Raw genomic sequence first — 14,001 nt, forward strand, 5'->3', positions numbered from 1 at the left:
CGATCCGGGAGCGGAGGTGGGGGTCTCGACGGAGGGGGGCCTCGTCTGCGTCGAGGTGGCGGCCCGGCTGCGGCCCCTGCCGGTCCTCGAGGTGCCGGTCGCGATCCGCTCGTGCGCGCTCGGGAGCGGGGGGTGACCCGCCGCAGAGGGGATCCGGTGCGGGTGCCCGCAGGGGAGGACGGCTCGGCGGCGACGGCGGCGGTCGGAGTGGTGGCGGGCACGATCCTCGTGACCGCCGCGGTCCTCGCCGGGTGCGGCGGGCTGGTCGGGCACCAGCGCGCGGTCGCGGCGGCCGACGCAGCGGCGCTCGCCGCAGCCGATGTCGCGTCGGGGCTCCTGCCCGGGGAGCCGTGCAGCGCGGCCGACCGGGTGGCCCGGGCGGGTGCGGCGCGGGTCTCGGAGTGCGCGGTGGAAGAGGGAGTGGCGACCGTCGAGGTCGTGGTGACCGTCGGGCCGTTCGTGCTGGGGGCTCGATCCCGGGCCGGGCCGCCGTCGTGACGCGGCGGCCGAGCCGCGGATCAGTCGGAGCTGAGCCGCTGGTACCGGTAGGCCGCGGCGGTCGGCAGGGAGCCCGCGCCCTCGTCGTGCTCGAGGGAGCCGGCGAGGAGGTAGATCCAGCGGGAGCCGTTGCGGCCGGTGGGGATCTCGAGGCGGGCGGCGGGAGCCTGCTCGTCGCCGTACGGGCGTCGGAGGGTCTTGCCCTCGAGCGGTCCGTCGGTGAGCTTCGCGGTGTACGCGGAGAGGGCGGGAGAAGAAGGAGTCAGCGTCGTTGCCATGCACCACATCATGCGCCGATCCGGGCGCCGCGTCACCAGGAGAGGGCCTTACGGTCGGACGGCGCTCGGCGCGCTCAGGGTTCGCTCTCAGCCTCATCCGGCCCCCGAGCGGGCCTCCGTCCCCGGACTCGGTGTGTATGGTGTGCCTGTCGGGCGCCTGCAGCCCACGTGAACGGATGGCCGTTCCCCGTGCGGTCGCCGCGCACCGCCTCCCCCTGGACGGGGACCCGTCGGACACCCTGTTCGTCCGACCCGACAGCATCAACCGAGGAGAACTGTGTCCGGCACGAAGAAGCTGGTGATCGTCGAGTCGCCGGCGAAGGCCAAGACCATCGCCCAGTACCTGGGCGACGGGTACGAGGTGCTCGCCTCCGTCGGCCACATCCGCGACCTCATCGAGCCCAAGAACCTCCCGCCCGAGCTCAAGAAGGGCCCGCTGGGCAAGTTCTCGGTCGACGTCGACAACGGCTTCGAGCCCTACTACGTCGTGTCCGATCAGAAGAAGAAGACCGTCGCCGATCTCAAGCGCGCGCTGAAGAACGCCGACGAGCTCTTCCTCGCGACGGATGAGGACCGCGAGGGCGAGGCCATCGCGTGGCACCTCCTCGAGGAGCTCAAGCCCAAGGTCCCCGTGCACCGCATGGTCTTCCACGAGATCACCAAGGACGCGATCCAGAAGGCCAGCCAGAACACCCGCGACATCGACACCTCCCTCGTCGACGCGCAGGAGACCCGCCGGATCCTCGACCGCCTCTACGGCTACGAGATCTCGCCCGTGCTCTGGCGCAAGGTCGGTCCCGGGCTCTCGGCCGGGCGCGTGCAGTCCGCCGCCACCCGCCTCGTCGTCGACCGCGAGCGCGAGCGTCTCGCCTTCGTCTCGGCGAGCTACTGGGACCTGGCGACGGTGCTCGCCCCCGAGTCCGACGCCTCGGCGGGCTTCGACGCCCGACTGGCGCGACTGGACGGCAAGCGCATCGGAAGCGGCCGCGACTTCGACGACCGCGGCGCCCTCAAGAGCGACGTCACCGTGCTCGACGAGACCAGCGCGACCGCTCTGGCCGGAGCGCTCCGCGACCCCGCCACCGTCGTGCGCGTCACGAACCTCGAGTCCAAGCCCTACTCGCGCCGTCCGGCGGCGCCCTTCACCACGTCGACGCTCCAGCAGGAGGCGGCGCGCAAGCTCCGCTTCTCGGCGCGCCAGACGATGAGCGTGGCGCAGTCGCTGTACGAGAACGGCTTCATCACCTACATGAGGACCGACTCGCCCAACCTGTCGCAGCAGGCGATCACCGCGGCGCGCTCGCAGGCGACCGCGCTCTACGGCGCCGAGACCGTGCCCGACAAGCCGCGCCTATACTCCGGCAAGAACAAGAACGCGCAGGAGGCGCACGAGGCGATCCGCCCCGCCGGTGAGACCTTCCGCACCCCGGACCAGCTCGCGGGCACCCTCCGCGGCAACGACCACCGCCTCTACGACCTGATCTGGAAGCGCACCGTCGCCTCGCAGATGGCCGACGCCAAGGGCTCGACCGCCACCGTCACCCTCGAGGCGAACCCGGCCGGCGACACGAGCCGCAGCGCGGAGTTCACCGCGTCCGGCACGGTCATCACCTTCCGCGGCTTCCTGCTCGCCTACGAGGAGGGCCGCGACGAGGAGCGCCACGGTGCCCGCGACGAGAAGGACGCCAAGCTGCCCGTACTCGAGGTCGGCCAGTCCCTCGTGGTCGCCGAGGTCGAGGCGAAGGGCCACGAGACCTCGCCGCCGCCGCGCTACACGGAGGCGAGCCTCGTCAAGTCGCTCGAAGAGCTGGGGATCGGGCGCCCCTCGACGTACGCCTCGATCATCTCGACCATCGTCGACCGCGGCTACGTCACCCCGCGCGGCACGGCCCTCGTGCCGAACTGGATCGCGTTCTCGGTGGTGCGCCTGCTCGAGGACTTCTTCTCGGACCTCGTGGAGTACGACTTCACCGCCGAGATGGAGGGCGACCTCGACCGCATCGCCGGCGGCGAGGAGGACCGGGTCGACTGGCTGAACCGCTTCTACTTCGGCGGCGGCGCGCACCCCGGACTCCGCAACGTCGTCGACAACCTCGGCGAGATCGACGCGAAGAGCATCAACTCCATCCGCATCACCGACGACATCACGCTCCGGATCGGCAAGTACGGCCCGTACCTCGAGGTCGCCGAGGAGGAGGGGCAGGAGACGCCGCGGCGCGTGAACCTGCCGCTCGAGCTCGCCCCCGACGAGCTGACGCCGGCCAAGGCGCAGGAGCTCATCGACGCCCCGGTCCAGACCGACCGCGTGCTCGGCAGCAACCCCGACAGCGGGAAGACCGTCGTCGTGAAGGACGGGCGCTTCGGCCCCTACGTCACCGAGGTCGACCCCGAGCCCGAGACCACCGCGGACCCGGCGACGGGCGAGGTCGTCGAGCCTGCGCCGGCCAAGCGGGGAGCGAAGAAGCCCGCGGTGGTGAAGCCGCGCACCTCCTCGCTCTTCAAGTCGATGGACGTCGCGTCGATCGACCTGGCGACCGCGCTCCGGCTGCTCGACCTCCCGCGCACCGTCGGCGAGGACCCCGAGACGGGTGAGCCGATCACGGCTCAGAACGGCCGCTACGGCCCCTACCTCAAGAAGGGCACCGACAGCCGGTCGCTCACGAGCGAGGACCAGATCTTCGAGGTCGACCTGCCGACCGCGCTCGAGGTGTTCGCCCAGCCCAAGTACGGAGCGAAGCGCGCCTCCAGTGCGCTGAAGGAGTTCGAGGCGGACCCCGTCAGCGGCAAGCCGATCCGGATCCGCGACGGCCGCTTCGGCGCCTACGTCACCGACGGCGAGACGAACGTCACGATCCCCAAGGGTCAGACGATCGAGGAGATCGACTTCGAGCAGGCCGTGCAGATGCTCGCCGACAAGCGCGCCAAGGGACCGGTCAAGAAGGCCCCGGCGAAGCGCGCTCCGGCGAAGAAGCCCGCGGCCAAGACGACGGCGGCCAAGACCACGGCAGCGAAGACGACGGCGGCGAAGACCACGGCGGCCAAGACCACCGCGGCCAAGACCACGGCGGCCAAGACGACGGCGGCGAAGACCACTGCCGCGAAGACGACTGCGGCGAAGCCCGCCACCGCGCGCAAGCCGGCCGCGAAGAAGGCCGCGGCCGCGTCGGAGGCGACGGGCGCGACGGAGTGACCGGGCTGTTCGTCACTCTCGAGGGCGGGGACGGCGCCGGCAAGACCACGCAGGCCCGGCTGCTCGAGGAGTGGCTGGGCTCGCGGGGCGAGACCGTCGTGCGCACGCGCGAGCCGGGCGGTACGGAGGTGGGGGTGCAGATCCGCGAGATCGTCCTGCACCACCGCGGCGAGATCGACCCGCGCGCCGAGGCACTGCTCTACGCCGCCGACCGCGCCCAGCACATCGGCACCCTGGTGCGACCGGCGATCGAGCGCGGCGAGGTGGTGGTCCAGGACCGCTACATCGACTCCTCCGTCGCCTACCAGGGCGCCGGGCGCGTGCTCGACGCGGGCGAGGTGAGGCGCCTCTCGGAGTGGGCGACGCACGACTTCCGCCCCGATCTGACCGTGCTGCTCGACCTCGATCCGGCGGCGGCCCGGTCGCGGCTCGACGCCGCTCGCACCCGGTTCGACCGGCTGGAGGCCGAGAAGGCCGAGTTCCACGAGCGCGTGCGGAGCGGCTTCCTCGCGATCGCGGACTCCGACCCCGAGCGCTTCCTCGTTCTCGACGCGACCCTGCCGGTCGAGGAGCTCGCGGCGGCGGTGCGCTCCCGCGTCGAGCAGCTCCTCGAGCGCCGCGGCTTGGACGGCGGCGGCCCTGTCGGTGCTCGCCGGTAGCGTGGTCGCGTGAACGTCTGGAGCCAGCTCGTCGGTCAGGAGCACGCCATCGGCGCCCTCCGCGACGCCTCGACGCCCCGCACCGCCTCGGGCGACGAATCGGCGTCCATGACGCACTCGTGGCTGATCACCGGGCCCCCCGGCTCCGGCCGCTCGAACCTGGCCTACGCGTTCGCCTCCGCGCTGCTCTGCCGGAACGGGGGCTGCGGGGAGTGCCCCGACTGCCGTCAGGTGGCGGCGCGCTCGCACCCGGATCTGTCCGTGCTCGCGACCGAGCGCGTGATCATCTCGATCGAGGAGGTGCGCAAGCTCGTCTCGAGCTCGCAGTACTCGCCGTCCGTCTCGCGCTACCGCGTGATGGTGATCGAGGACGCCGACCGGATGAGCGAGCGCACGTCCAACGTGCTCCTGAAGGCGCTCGAGGAGCCGCCGGAGCGCACCGTCTGGATCCTCTGCGCGCCCAGCGAGGCCGATCTCCTGCCCACCATCCGCTCGCGCGTGCGCTCCGTCCGCTTGCGCGTGCCCAGCGTGGAGGACGTCGCCGGGCTGCTCGAGCGGCGGGACGGAGTCGACGCGCAGACCGCGGAGCGCGCCGCGCGCCAGGCGCAGAGCCACATCGGCATGGCGCACCGCCTCGCCACGGATGCGAACGCGCGCGAGCGGCGCGAGGAGACCCTCCGCATCGCCCTGCGACTGCGCGGGGTCTCGGACGCCGTCCTCGGGGCGGCCCGCCTCATCGAGGTCGCCACGGAGGACGCCAAGGCGATCACGCTCGAGCGCGACGAGGTCGAGCGCGCGCAGGCGCTGCGCTCGCTCGGGGTGGAGCCGGGGGGCACGATCCCGCCGCAGCTGCGGTCGCAGCTGCGCGCCCTCGAGGAGGACCAGAAGCGCCGCGCCACCCGCAGTCTGCGCGACGGGCTCGACCGGATCCTCGTCGACCTGCTCTCGCTCTACCGCGACGTCGTCCGGCTCCAGCTCGGCGCCCCCGGCGGCGTCATCAACGAGGAGGTCCGCGCCGAGATGACCGCGCTCGCCGAGTCCACGCGTCCCGAGCGCACCCTCGCCGTGCTCGACGCCGTCTCGACCGCGCGCCAGCGGATCGACGCCAACGTGTCGCCCGTCCTCGCCCTCGAGGCGATGCTCGTCGTCGCCGCCCGCCGTCCGGTGGCCGCGTGACGCGCGCCCGCCGCTCCCTCGGCGTCTCCGCCCTGCTCGCGGCGACCGCGCTGCTCGCCGGCTGCTTCGCGCCTGGTTCCGCGGAGACGACGTCCACTCCGGCTCCGCAGTCGGTCGACGCCGGTCTCGAGCCGTACTACGGGCAGGTCCTCGTCTGGGACGACTGCGGTTACGATGCTCAGTGCACCGAGGCGACCGTGCCGCTCGACTGGGACGACCCGACGGGGGAGACCGCGTCGATCGCGCTGGTCCGGCACCCCGCCGAGCAGCAGCCGGCGCTCGGCTCGCTGCTCGTGAATCCCGGCGGCCCGGGCGCCTCGGGCGTCGACTTCATCCGCGACAGCGTGGACTACGCGGTCGACGACGAGCTCGCCGCCCGGTACGACGTCGTGGGCTTCGATCCGCGCGGCGTGGGCGCCTCCACGGCTGTCTCGTGCCTCGACGACGCCGGCCTCGACTCCTACCTGTACGACGTCACGCCGGGGGAGCGCGGGAGCGACGAGTGGATCGCGGCGCAGCGGACCGCCGCGGCGGCGTTCGCCGACGCCTGCGCCCAGCGCAGCGGCGCCCTCCTCGGCGAGGTCCCCACGCCGAACGCCGCCCGCGACCTCGATGTGCTCCGCGCCGCGCTCGGCGACGAGTCGCTGAACTACCTCGGCTACTCCTACGGGACGTTCCTCGGAGCGACGTACGCGGGACTGTTCCCCGATCGCGTGGGGCGCCTCGTGCTCGACGGGGCGATCGATCCGGCCGCGACCTCGCTCGACGTCGTCCGCGAGCAGGCGAAGGGCTTCGAGAGCGCCCTGCGCGCCTACCTCGCCGACTGCCTCGGCACCGCGGCCTGCCCCTTCACGGGCTCGGTCGAGGACGGGATGGCGCAGGTGCGGGCGATGCTGGAGCGCGTCGACGCGTCGCCGATCCGCGCGGCCGATGGGCGCGTCCTCGGCTCCAGCACCCTCTTCACCGCCATCGTCTACCCGCTGTACGACGCGGGGGCGTGGGGAGCCCTGAGCGAGATGCTCGCGGAGGTGCGGAAGGGCGCGGCGGAGACCGCGTTCCAGTACGCGGACGCGTACAACGGGCGCGACGCCGACGGCGGCTACCGCGACAACGCGACCGAGGCGTTCCTCGCGATCAACTGCGTCGACTACTCCTACACCGGCGACACCGCCGTGATGCGGGCGGACGCAGCCGCCCTCGAGGAGGCGGCTCCCACGATCGGGCGCTACATGGCCTACGGGGACATCCTCTGCAGCGAGTGGCCCGCGGCCTTCGAGGGCTCCCGCGCGCCCATCGCGGCGGAGGGCTCGGCACCGATCCTGGTCGTCGGCACCACCAACGATCCCGCCACGCCCTACGTCTGGGCAGAGGCGCTGGCCGGGCAGCTCGCCGAGGGCCGACTCCTCACCTACACGGGCGAGGGGCACACCGCCTACAACAAGTCGAACGCGTGCGTGAACGACACGGTCGACGCGTACCTGCTCGAGGGCGTCGTGCCGGAGGAGGATCCGCAGTGCTGAACGAGACCGGCGCCTCGAGCGCCCGGCCCGGCCTCCGCGAGCGCAAGCGGCTCGCCACCCGGCGGGCCATCGAGATGGCCGTGCTGCGCCTGGCCACCGAGCGCGGCCCCGACCGCGTGACGATCGAGGACGTCTCGCGGCAGGCCGACGTCTCGACCCGGACGTTCTTCAACTACTTCGCCTCGAAGGAGGACGCCCTCGTCGGCGGTCTCCCCGTGATCACCGACGACACCGCCGCCGACTTCCTCCGGGGCGACGGCCCTGTGCTCGAGGCGCTGCAGACCGTGTTCGTCGCCGCCATGGAGGAGCCGATGGAGGACGATCGCGAGCTGCACCTGCTCCGGCGCGAGCTGTTCCGCGAGCACCCGCAGCTCGTCGGTCTCAAGATCGCGGGGATGCGCGACTTCGAGGTCGCGGTGGAGGAGCTCGTGGCCGACCGCCTCTCGCGCACCGAGCCCGACGTCGAGCGCGCCCGCAGCCGCGCCCGCATGCTCACCCTCGTCGGACTCGCCGCGATGCGGCACGCGTGGGCCGGCTGGGCGGACCAGGACGGACGCGACGCCCTCGCCGGCCGCGTGGCCGCGTCCTTCGAGGAGCTCCGCGCCGTCCTCGCGTGAGCGGGGCCGTGCCGGCCCTCGTGTTCACGACCGGGCTCGGCAGCGGGTATGCTGTGTACTCGTGTCCGGGGCTCAGGCCCCTGTTCACGCCGCCTTAGCTCAGTCGGCAGAGCGTCTCACTCGTAATGAGAAGGTCGTGGGTTCGATTCCCACAGGCGGCTCCACATTGCACCTGCACGTGTAGCCCGGAGTGTAGCCGGTCGCACGGTCCGGCTGATCCTGCTTCCAGGAGCCGCTCGCGAGCCGCGACTACCATGTCCTGGATGACCGAGCCGCGATCGACCGACGCCTCCCGCCGACGGCCCTGGCTGCTCGCGGTGGCCGGTGCCGTCGTCGCCGTGCTGCTGGGAACGGGCGCGGTCGCCGTCGGAGCGGCGCTCGGCGGTGACGAGGCGCCTCGGGCGGCCGCCACGTCGACTCCCGCAGCGACCGCGACCGTCGCCCCCACCGCCACTCCCACTCCCTCCGCCCGGCCGACCGCCGCGGAGATCACGTCCGCCCTGCGCACCTGCTCCGTCGCCGACGCGGCGGCCGACCCGCGGCTCGGGTCGATGCAGGCGCGCGTCGTCGACGCGGCGACCGGCCAGGTGCTGTTCGACCGCGGAGGGCTCACCCCCTCGCGCACCGCGAGCGCCCTCAAGATCCTGACCGCCGCCTCCGCTCTGGCGGTGCTCGGACCCGACGCGCGGATCGCCACCACCGCGGTGCGCGGGGAGGCGCCCGGTTCCGTCGTGCTCGTCGGCGGCGGCGACCTCACCCTCAGCCGTCTCCCGAGCGGGCAGGAGTCGTTCTACCCGGGAGCGGCGCACCTCGACGATCTCGCAGCGCAGGTCGAGAGCGCGTGGGCGGCCGACCCGGCGACGGCCGGCACGCCGATCACCTCGCTGGTCCTGGACTCCTCCCTCTTCACCGGCGACACCTGGCAGCCCTCGTGGAACCGCAAGGAGCAGACGCAGGGCTACATGCCCGAGATCACGGCGCTCCAGGTCGACGGCGACCGGGCGGATCCGACCGCGTCCACCTCGGTGCGCGGCACCGACCCGATCGGGCGGGCGGGCTCGGCGTTCGCCGGCGAGCTGCCCGGATCGCCGACCGTCAGCACGGGGACGGCGCCGGACGGTGCGGCGGTCCTGGGCACCGTCGAGTCGGCTCCGGTCCGGGAGCTGGTGCAGCAGATGCTGCTCGTCTCGGACAACGCGATCGCCGAGATGCTCGCCCGGCTCGTCGCGATCCGCACCGGAGCCGGCAGCACGTTCGCGGCCGAGCAGGCGGGAGTGCTGCAGGGCCTCTCGGGCTACGGCGTCGACACGGCGGGCATCGTCGTCGCGGACGGCTCGGGGCTGAGCGACGACAACTCCGTCGCGCCCGCGTACTTCACGGAGCTCCTGCGGAAGGTGCAGGCCCGCGAGGGCGATCTGGGCGTCGTGCTGGACGGGCTGCCCGTGTCGGGGCGGACAGGGTCGCTCTCGTACGCCGACCGGTTCGCGGGCGACAACGCCGTGGCCGACGGCGCGGTGCTCGCGAAGACCGGCTGGATCGACACCGGCTACACGCTCGCGGGCGTCGTCACCGCGGCCGACGGCACCGTGATGACCTTCGCGGTGTACGCCCTCGGCGACGTCGCCGACTCCGCGAAGACCGCGATCGACACGCTCGTCACCGGCTTCTACCGCTGCGGCGCCTCGCTCTCCGACTCCTGATCCCCGACTCCTGCCCCCGACTCCCCTCCACCCGTCCCGGAAGGACCCCCATGACCACCGCGCTCCTGATCGTCGACGTGCAGAACGACTTCACCGAGGGCGGCGCCCTCGCCGTCGCCGGGGGCGCCCGGGTCGCCGAGGACGTCTCGACCTACCTCACCGCCCACCCCGACCGGTACCGGACGGTCCTCGCCTCGCGCGACTGGCACGACGGCGGCAACGACAACGGCGGTCACTTCTCCACCGCGCCCGACTTCGTCGACAGCTGGCCGGTGCACTGCGTGGCGGGGACCCCCGGTGCCGAGTACCACCCGGCGCTGAGGACGGACACCGTCGACGTGCACGTCTGGAAGGGCCAGGGCCGTCCCTCGTACTCGGCGTTCGAGGGCACGACGTCCGACGGCGATGCTCTGCCGGAGGTCCTCGCGCGCCTGGGCGTCACCGAGCTCGACATCGTCGGTCTCGCGACGGACCACTGCGTCCGCGCCTCGGCGCTCGACGCGCGGGCGGCGGGCCTCGAGGTGCGGGTCCTCGACGATCTCGTCGCCGGGGTGTCGGCGGAGGCGAGCGCGGCGGCACTGCGCGAGCTCGCCGCCGCAGGGGTCCGCATCGAGCCGTCGGCCTGATCGGGATCCGCCGCTCCGCCCCCGGGCAGCCGCGGCACGGCGAGTACCATCGGAGAGGTGATCCTCTCCCGCGAGCGCCTTCCGCGCCGCGATCCGCAGAGAAAGAGCGATACTGTGACTGATTCCGTCGACTCCCGCGCCGCCTCCGAGGCGGCCCTCCTCGCGCGCACTCCGGCGCAGCTGTACATCGGAGGAGAGTGGGTCGACGCCTCGGGCGGCGGGACCCTCGACGTGGAGGACCCGGCGACCGGCGAGGTCCTGCGGACGATCGCCGATGCGACTCCGGAGGACGGTCTGCGCGCCCTCGACGCCGCTGCCGGCGCCGCGGACGCGTGGGCTGCGACCGCGCCCCGTCGGCGCGGGGAGATCCTCCGTCGCGCCTTCGACCTGCTCCAGGAGCGCAAGGACGAGTTCGCGCTGCTGATGACGCTCGAGATGGGCAAGCCGATCGCCGAGGCGCTCGGCGAGGTGGCTTACGGAGGCGAGTTCCTCCGCTGGTTCAGCGAGGAGGCCGTGCGCATCTCGGGTCGCTACGGGGTCAACCCCGAGGGGACGGGGCGGATGATCGTCTCGCAGCACCCCGTCGGGCCGTGCTACCTGATCACCCCCTGGAACTTCCCGCTCGCCATGGCGACCCGGAAGATCGCGCCCGCACTGGCGGCGGGCTGCACCGTCGTCGTGAAGCCGGCGGAGCTCACTCCGCTGACCACCCTCGCGTTCGCAGCGCTGCTCACCGAGGCGGGGGTCCCAGCCGGCGTCGTCAACGTGGTCACCACCTCGAGCGCGGGGGCGGTGTCGGAGCCGATCCTCGCCGATCCCCGACTGCGGAAGGTCTCGTTCACCGGATCCACCCCCGTGGGGCAGACGCTGCTGAAGCAGGCGGCGTCGAACGTCCTGCGCACCTCGATGGAGCTCGGCGGCAACGCGCCCTTCGTCGTCTTCGAGGACGCCGACCTCGACCGGGCGGTCGAGGGCGCGATGGCCGCGAAGTTCCGCAACATCGGCCAGGCGTGCACCGCGGCCAACCGCTTCTTCGTGCACGAGTCGATCGCCGAGGAGTTCGCGGCCCGGGTGACCGAGAGGGTCGCCGCGCTGCGGGTCGGCCGCGGCACCGAGCCGGGCGTCGGCATCGGTCCGCTCATCGACGACCGGGCCGTCGCGAAGACCGGCTCGCTCGTCGACGACGCCGTCTCGCGCGGCGCCCGGGTGCGGGTCGGCGGCCACGGGATCGACGGGGCGGGGCACTTCTACGAGCCCACGGTGCTGTCGGGGGTCGCGGCGGGCAGCGAGCTGCTGCGCACCGAGATCTTCGGGCCGGTGCTGGCGATCACGCCGTTCCGCGACGAGGAGGAGGCCGTGCGCCTCGCGAACGACACCGAGTTCGGACTGGTCGGCTACGTCTTCACGCGCGATCTCGCGAGGGGCCAGCGCATGATCGAGCGCCTGCAGACCGGGATGATGGGGCTCAACGTCGGAGTCGTCTCGAACGCGGCGGCGCCGTTCGGCGGGGTGAAGCACTCCGGTCTGGGCCGCGAGGGCGGCCTCGAGGGCATCGGCGAGTACCTCAGCACGAAGTACACGCTCACCCCCGACCCGTTCGCCTGATCCGTGGAGCTCGTCGAGGTCTCCTCTCTCGAGGATCCGCGCCTGCGCGACTACGCGCACGCCACGGACGTCGCGCTGAAGAACGCGCGCGGGGCGCAGGGCCTCTACATCGCGGAATCGGCGCTGGTCCTGGAGCGCGCCCTGCGCGCGGGGCACCGCCCCCGCTCCGTCCTGGCCCTGGGGTCCTCGGCGGCGGAGGCCGAGCGCCTCGTGGGCGACCACGACGTGCCGGTGTTCACCGGTCCCGGGGAGCTCCTCGCCGAGCTCACCGGCTACGTGCTCCACCGGGGACTGATCGCCGCGATGGACCGCCCCGTCCTCCCCGACCCCGCCGAGCTGATCTCGGGCGCGCGCCGGATCGTGGTGCTGGAGGACGTGGTCGATCCGACGAACGTCGGCGCGATCTTCCGCTCCGTGGGAGCGATCGGCGCGGACGCGGTGCTCGTCACGCCGCGCTGCTCCGACCCGTTCTACCGCCGGGCGATCCGCGTCAGCATGGGCACCGTGCTGCAGGTGCCGTGGACGCGGGTGGGCGATTGGGGTGCGACGACCTCGCTCCTGCACGGGGCGGGCTTCACGATCGCGGCGATGGCGCTGACACCCGGCGCGGTGCCGCTGCGGACGTTCGCCGCTCGGGCTCCGGACCGGGTGGCCCTGGTGCTGGGGACGGAGGGGGCCGGTCTGAGCGACGAGGCGCTCGCCTCCGCCGATGTCGCGGTGCAGATCCCGATGCGGCACGGGATCGACTCGCTCAACGTCGCGGCGGCCAGCGCGGTCGCCATGTGGGCGCTCGCGGATCCGGACTGAGCGGCGCGGCCCGGCGGCAGGACCGATCCGCTCGATCGCGCGGCAAGCGTCCGCCGATGCGCGCCGCACCCGCGCGGGCGGCCGCCGCTGGAGTACCGTGACAGCCGTCCCTGCTCGCCGCGTCCGAACGAGGTCGACATGCCCCAGCCCCGGGTCGCCCCGCGAGTGCTCGGCCGACGCCCGCTCGCGCTGCCGGCTCTCGCGGCCCTCGTCCTCGCTCTCGTGAGCGGCTGCGGCAGCCCCCTCGCCGAGGTGCCCGACGATGCGGAACCGCGACAGGCCACGAGCTCCACGCCCTCCCCGGACGAGTCCTCCGGCGACGCTCCGGCGACCGACCCGGCCCTCGACGACTCCGCGTCCGTCACCCGCCGGATCACCGACTGCCTCGCCCGCTGGGGGCTGGGCGAGCGCCCGCCGGCGCCCGCGGCGACCGCCGACGAGGAGGAGCGGAGCGAGGCGATCCGGCTCGGGCAGCAGTACGACGAGACGCTGACCACCTGCTCGGCCGAGGCGATGTCGACGGCCGCACCGGTGCCGGGGTCCTGATCATGCGACTCGACGGCATGGCCGCGCTCGTCGCGGGCGGGGCGTCCGGGCTGGGAGCGGCGACGGCGATCGCCCTGCACGACGCGGGCGCGCGGGTCCACGTCCTGGATCTGCCCGCCGCCCTCGATCGCGCGGACCTGCCGGACGGCGTCCGGGCGACGCCGGGCGACGTGCTCGACTCGGAGGCCGTCGCGCGCGCCGTCTCGGCCGCGGGCGAGCTGCGCATCGCGGTGTCCTGCGCCGGGATCGCCACTCCGGGCCGCCTGCTCGGCCGCGACGGCCCCCTCGCCCTCGAGGACTTCGAGCGGGTGCTCCGGGTCAACACGGTCGGCACCCTGAACGTGCTCCGTCTCGCCGCGGCGTCGATCGCCGAGCGCGAGCCCCTCGAGGGGGAGCGCGGCGTGCTCGTCACGACGTCGTCCGTCGCCGCGTTCGAGGGCCAGATCGGCCAGGCCGCCTACGCGGCGTCGAAGGGCGCCGTCGCCGCGCTCACGCTGCCGCTGGCGCGCGAGCTTGCGGCCGTGCTGATCCGCGTGGTCTCGATCGCTCCCGGCACGTTCGACACGCCCCTCCTGGCGGCGCTGCCCGAGGCGGCCAGGCAGGCGCTCGGCGGGGCGACGCCGCACCCGGCGCGGCTGGGCCGCCCGTCCGAGTTCGCCGCGCTCGTGCGGCACATCGTCGAGAACCCGATGCTCAACGGCGAGGTCGTCCGTCTCGACGGCGCGCTGCGGCTGCCGCCGCGCTGAGCCGGCCCGCCCAGCCCCTGTCTCTCCTACCCA

13 protein-coding genes and 1 tRNA gene are annotated in these 14,001 nt (G+C 73.5%); 13 read left to right on the forward strand and 1 reads right to left on the reverse strand.

The features are described 5' to 3' along the window. Window positions 1-132 precede the first annotated feature (132 nt). Window positions 133-498 carry an Rv3654c family TadE-like protein gene (locus tag NB037_RS15640; protein WP_251947300.1) on the forward strand — a complete coding sequence of 122 codons (366 nt, stop codon included), beginning with the start codon at window positions 133-135 and terminating at the stop codon, window positions 496-498. Window positions 499-518: 20 nt separating this feature from the next. Here NB037_RS15640 and NB037_RS15645 read toward each other — a convergent pair whose 3' ends face one another. Further along, entirely contained in the window at window positions 519-776 is a 258-nt protein-coding gene (locus NB037_RS15645; protein WP_251947303.1) for a hypothetical protein, read from the reverse strand. Window positions 777-1,053: 277 nt separating this feature from the next. Between NB037_RS15645 and topA the strand changes: the two genes are divergently transcribed. The 12 genes from topA to NB037_RS15705 all read left to right on the forward strand — a co-directional run bounded on the left by topA (window position 1,054) and on the right by NB037_RS15705 (window position 13,968). Further along, on the forward strand, window positions 1,054-3,966 hold the full coding sequence (topA, locus tag NB037_RS15650; RefSeq protein WP_251947306.1) for a type I DNA topoisomerase: 2,913 nt from the start codon (window positions 1,054-1,056) through the stop codon (window positions 3,964-3,966). Beyond that, window positions 3,963-4,625: a dTMP kinase gene (gene tmk / locus NB037_RS15655; protein ID WP_251947308.1), complete on the forward strand. Its 663-nt coding sequence runs from the start codon at window positions 3,963-3,965 to the stop codon at window positions 4,623-4,625. Before topA ends, tmk begins: the two co-directional genes overlap by 4 nt. A gap of 9 nt (window positions 4,626-4,634) precedes the next feature. After that, a complete protein-coding gene (locus tag NB037_RS15660) occupies window positions 4,635-5,801 on the forward strand; it encodes a DNA polymerase III subunit delta' (protein WP_251947311.1) in 1,167 nt (388 codons plus the stop codon). After that, entirely contained in the window at window positions 5,798-7,321 is a 1,524-nt protein-coding gene (locus tag NB037_RS15665) for an alpha/beta hydrolase (RefSeq protein ID WP_251947314.1), read from the forward strand. Before NB037_RS15660 ends, NB037_RS15665 begins: the two co-directional genes overlap by 4 nt. Beyond that, window positions 7,315-7,938 (forward strand): TetR/AcrR family transcriptional regulator, encoded by a 624-nt coding sequence (locus tag NB037_RS15670; RefSeq protein WP_251947317.1) that lies wholly within the window; start codon window positions 7,315-7,317, stop codon window positions 7,936-7,938. Before NB037_RS15665 ends, NB037_RS15670 begins: the two co-directional genes overlap by 7 nt. A gap of 88 nt (window positions 7,939-8,026) precedes the next feature. Next, window positions 8,027-8,102: transfer RNA gene (locus NB037_RS15675), tRNA-Thr, on the forward strand. Window positions 8,103-8,201: 99 nt separating this feature from the next. Continuing rightward, window positions 8,202-9,638, forward strand: coding sequence for a D-alanyl-D-alanine carboxypeptidase/D-alanyl-D-alanine endopeptidase (gene dacB / locus NB037_RS15680; RefSeq protein WP_251947320.1), 1,437 nt, complete (start codon window positions 8,202-8,204; stop codon window positions 9,636-9,638). A gap of 50 nt (window positions 9,639-9,688) precedes the next feature. Beyond that, window positions 9,689-10,264, forward strand: a complete 576-nt coding sequence (locus NB037_RS15685) for an isochorismatase family protein (RefSeq protein ID WP_251947324.1) — start codon at window positions 9,689-9,691, stop codon at window positions 10,262-10,264. Between the two features lie 114 nt (window positions 10,265-10,378). Then, the gene (locus NB037_RS15690; protein WP_251947327.1) at window positions 10,379-11,869 is read left to right on the forward strand and encodes an NAD-dependent succinate-semialdehyde dehydrogenase; all 1,491 of its coding nucleotides are present in this window, start codon (window positions 10,379-10,381) and stop codon (window positions 11,867-11,869) included. 3 nt (window positions 11,870-11,872) lie between these two features. Continuing rightward, window positions 11,873-12,676, forward strand: coding sequence for a TrmH family RNA methyltransferase (locus NB037_RS15695; protein WP_251947329.1), 804 nt, complete (start codon window positions 11,873-11,875; stop codon window positions 12,674-12,676). A gap of 138 nt (window positions 12,677-12,814) precedes the next feature. Further along, window positions 12,815-13,222 (forward strand): hypothetical protein, encoded by a 408-nt coding sequence (locus tag NB037_RS15700; RefSeq protein ID WP_251947332.1) that lies wholly within the window; start codon window positions 12,815-12,817, stop codon window positions 13,220-13,222. A 2-nt stretch (window positions 13,223-13,224) separates the two neighbouring features. Continuing rightward, complete coding sequence (locus tag NB037_RS15705) at window positions 13,225-13,968, forward strand: SDR family NAD(P)-dependent oxidoreductase (RefSeq protein WP_251947335.1); 744 nt, start codon at window positions 13,225-13,227, stop codon at window positions 13,966-13,968. Window positions 13,969-14,001 lie beyond the last annotated feature (33 nt).

This window comes from Rathayibacter rubneri (genome assembly GCF_023743255.1).
GTDB classification, from domain to species: Bacteria; Actinomycetota; Actinomycetes; order Actinomycetales; family Microbacteriaceae; genus Rathayibacter; species Rathayibacter rubneri.

Bases quoted from the DNA above. Each gene is read 5' to 3' on its own strand.
- dacB (WP_251947320.1), top strand. From the start codon at position 8,202: ATGACCGAGCCGCGATCGACCGACGCCTCCCGCCGACGGCCCTGGCTG.
- NB037_RS15700 (WP_251947332.1), top strand. From the start codon at position 12,815: ATGCCCCAGCCCCGGGTCGCCCCGCGAGTGCTCGGCCGACGCCCGCTC.
- NB037_RS15645 (WP_251947303.1), bottom strand. From the start codon at position 776: ATGGCAACGACGCTGACTCCTTCTTCTCCCGCCCTCTCCGCGTACACC.
- NB037_RS15685 (WP_251947324.1), top strand. From the start codon at position 9,689: ATGACCACCGCGCTCCTGATCGTCGACGTGCAGAACGACTTCACCGAG.
- NB037_RS15705 (WP_251947335.1), top strand. From the start codon at position 13,225: ATGCGACTCGACGGCATGGCCGCGCTCGTCGCGGGCGGGGCGTCCGGG.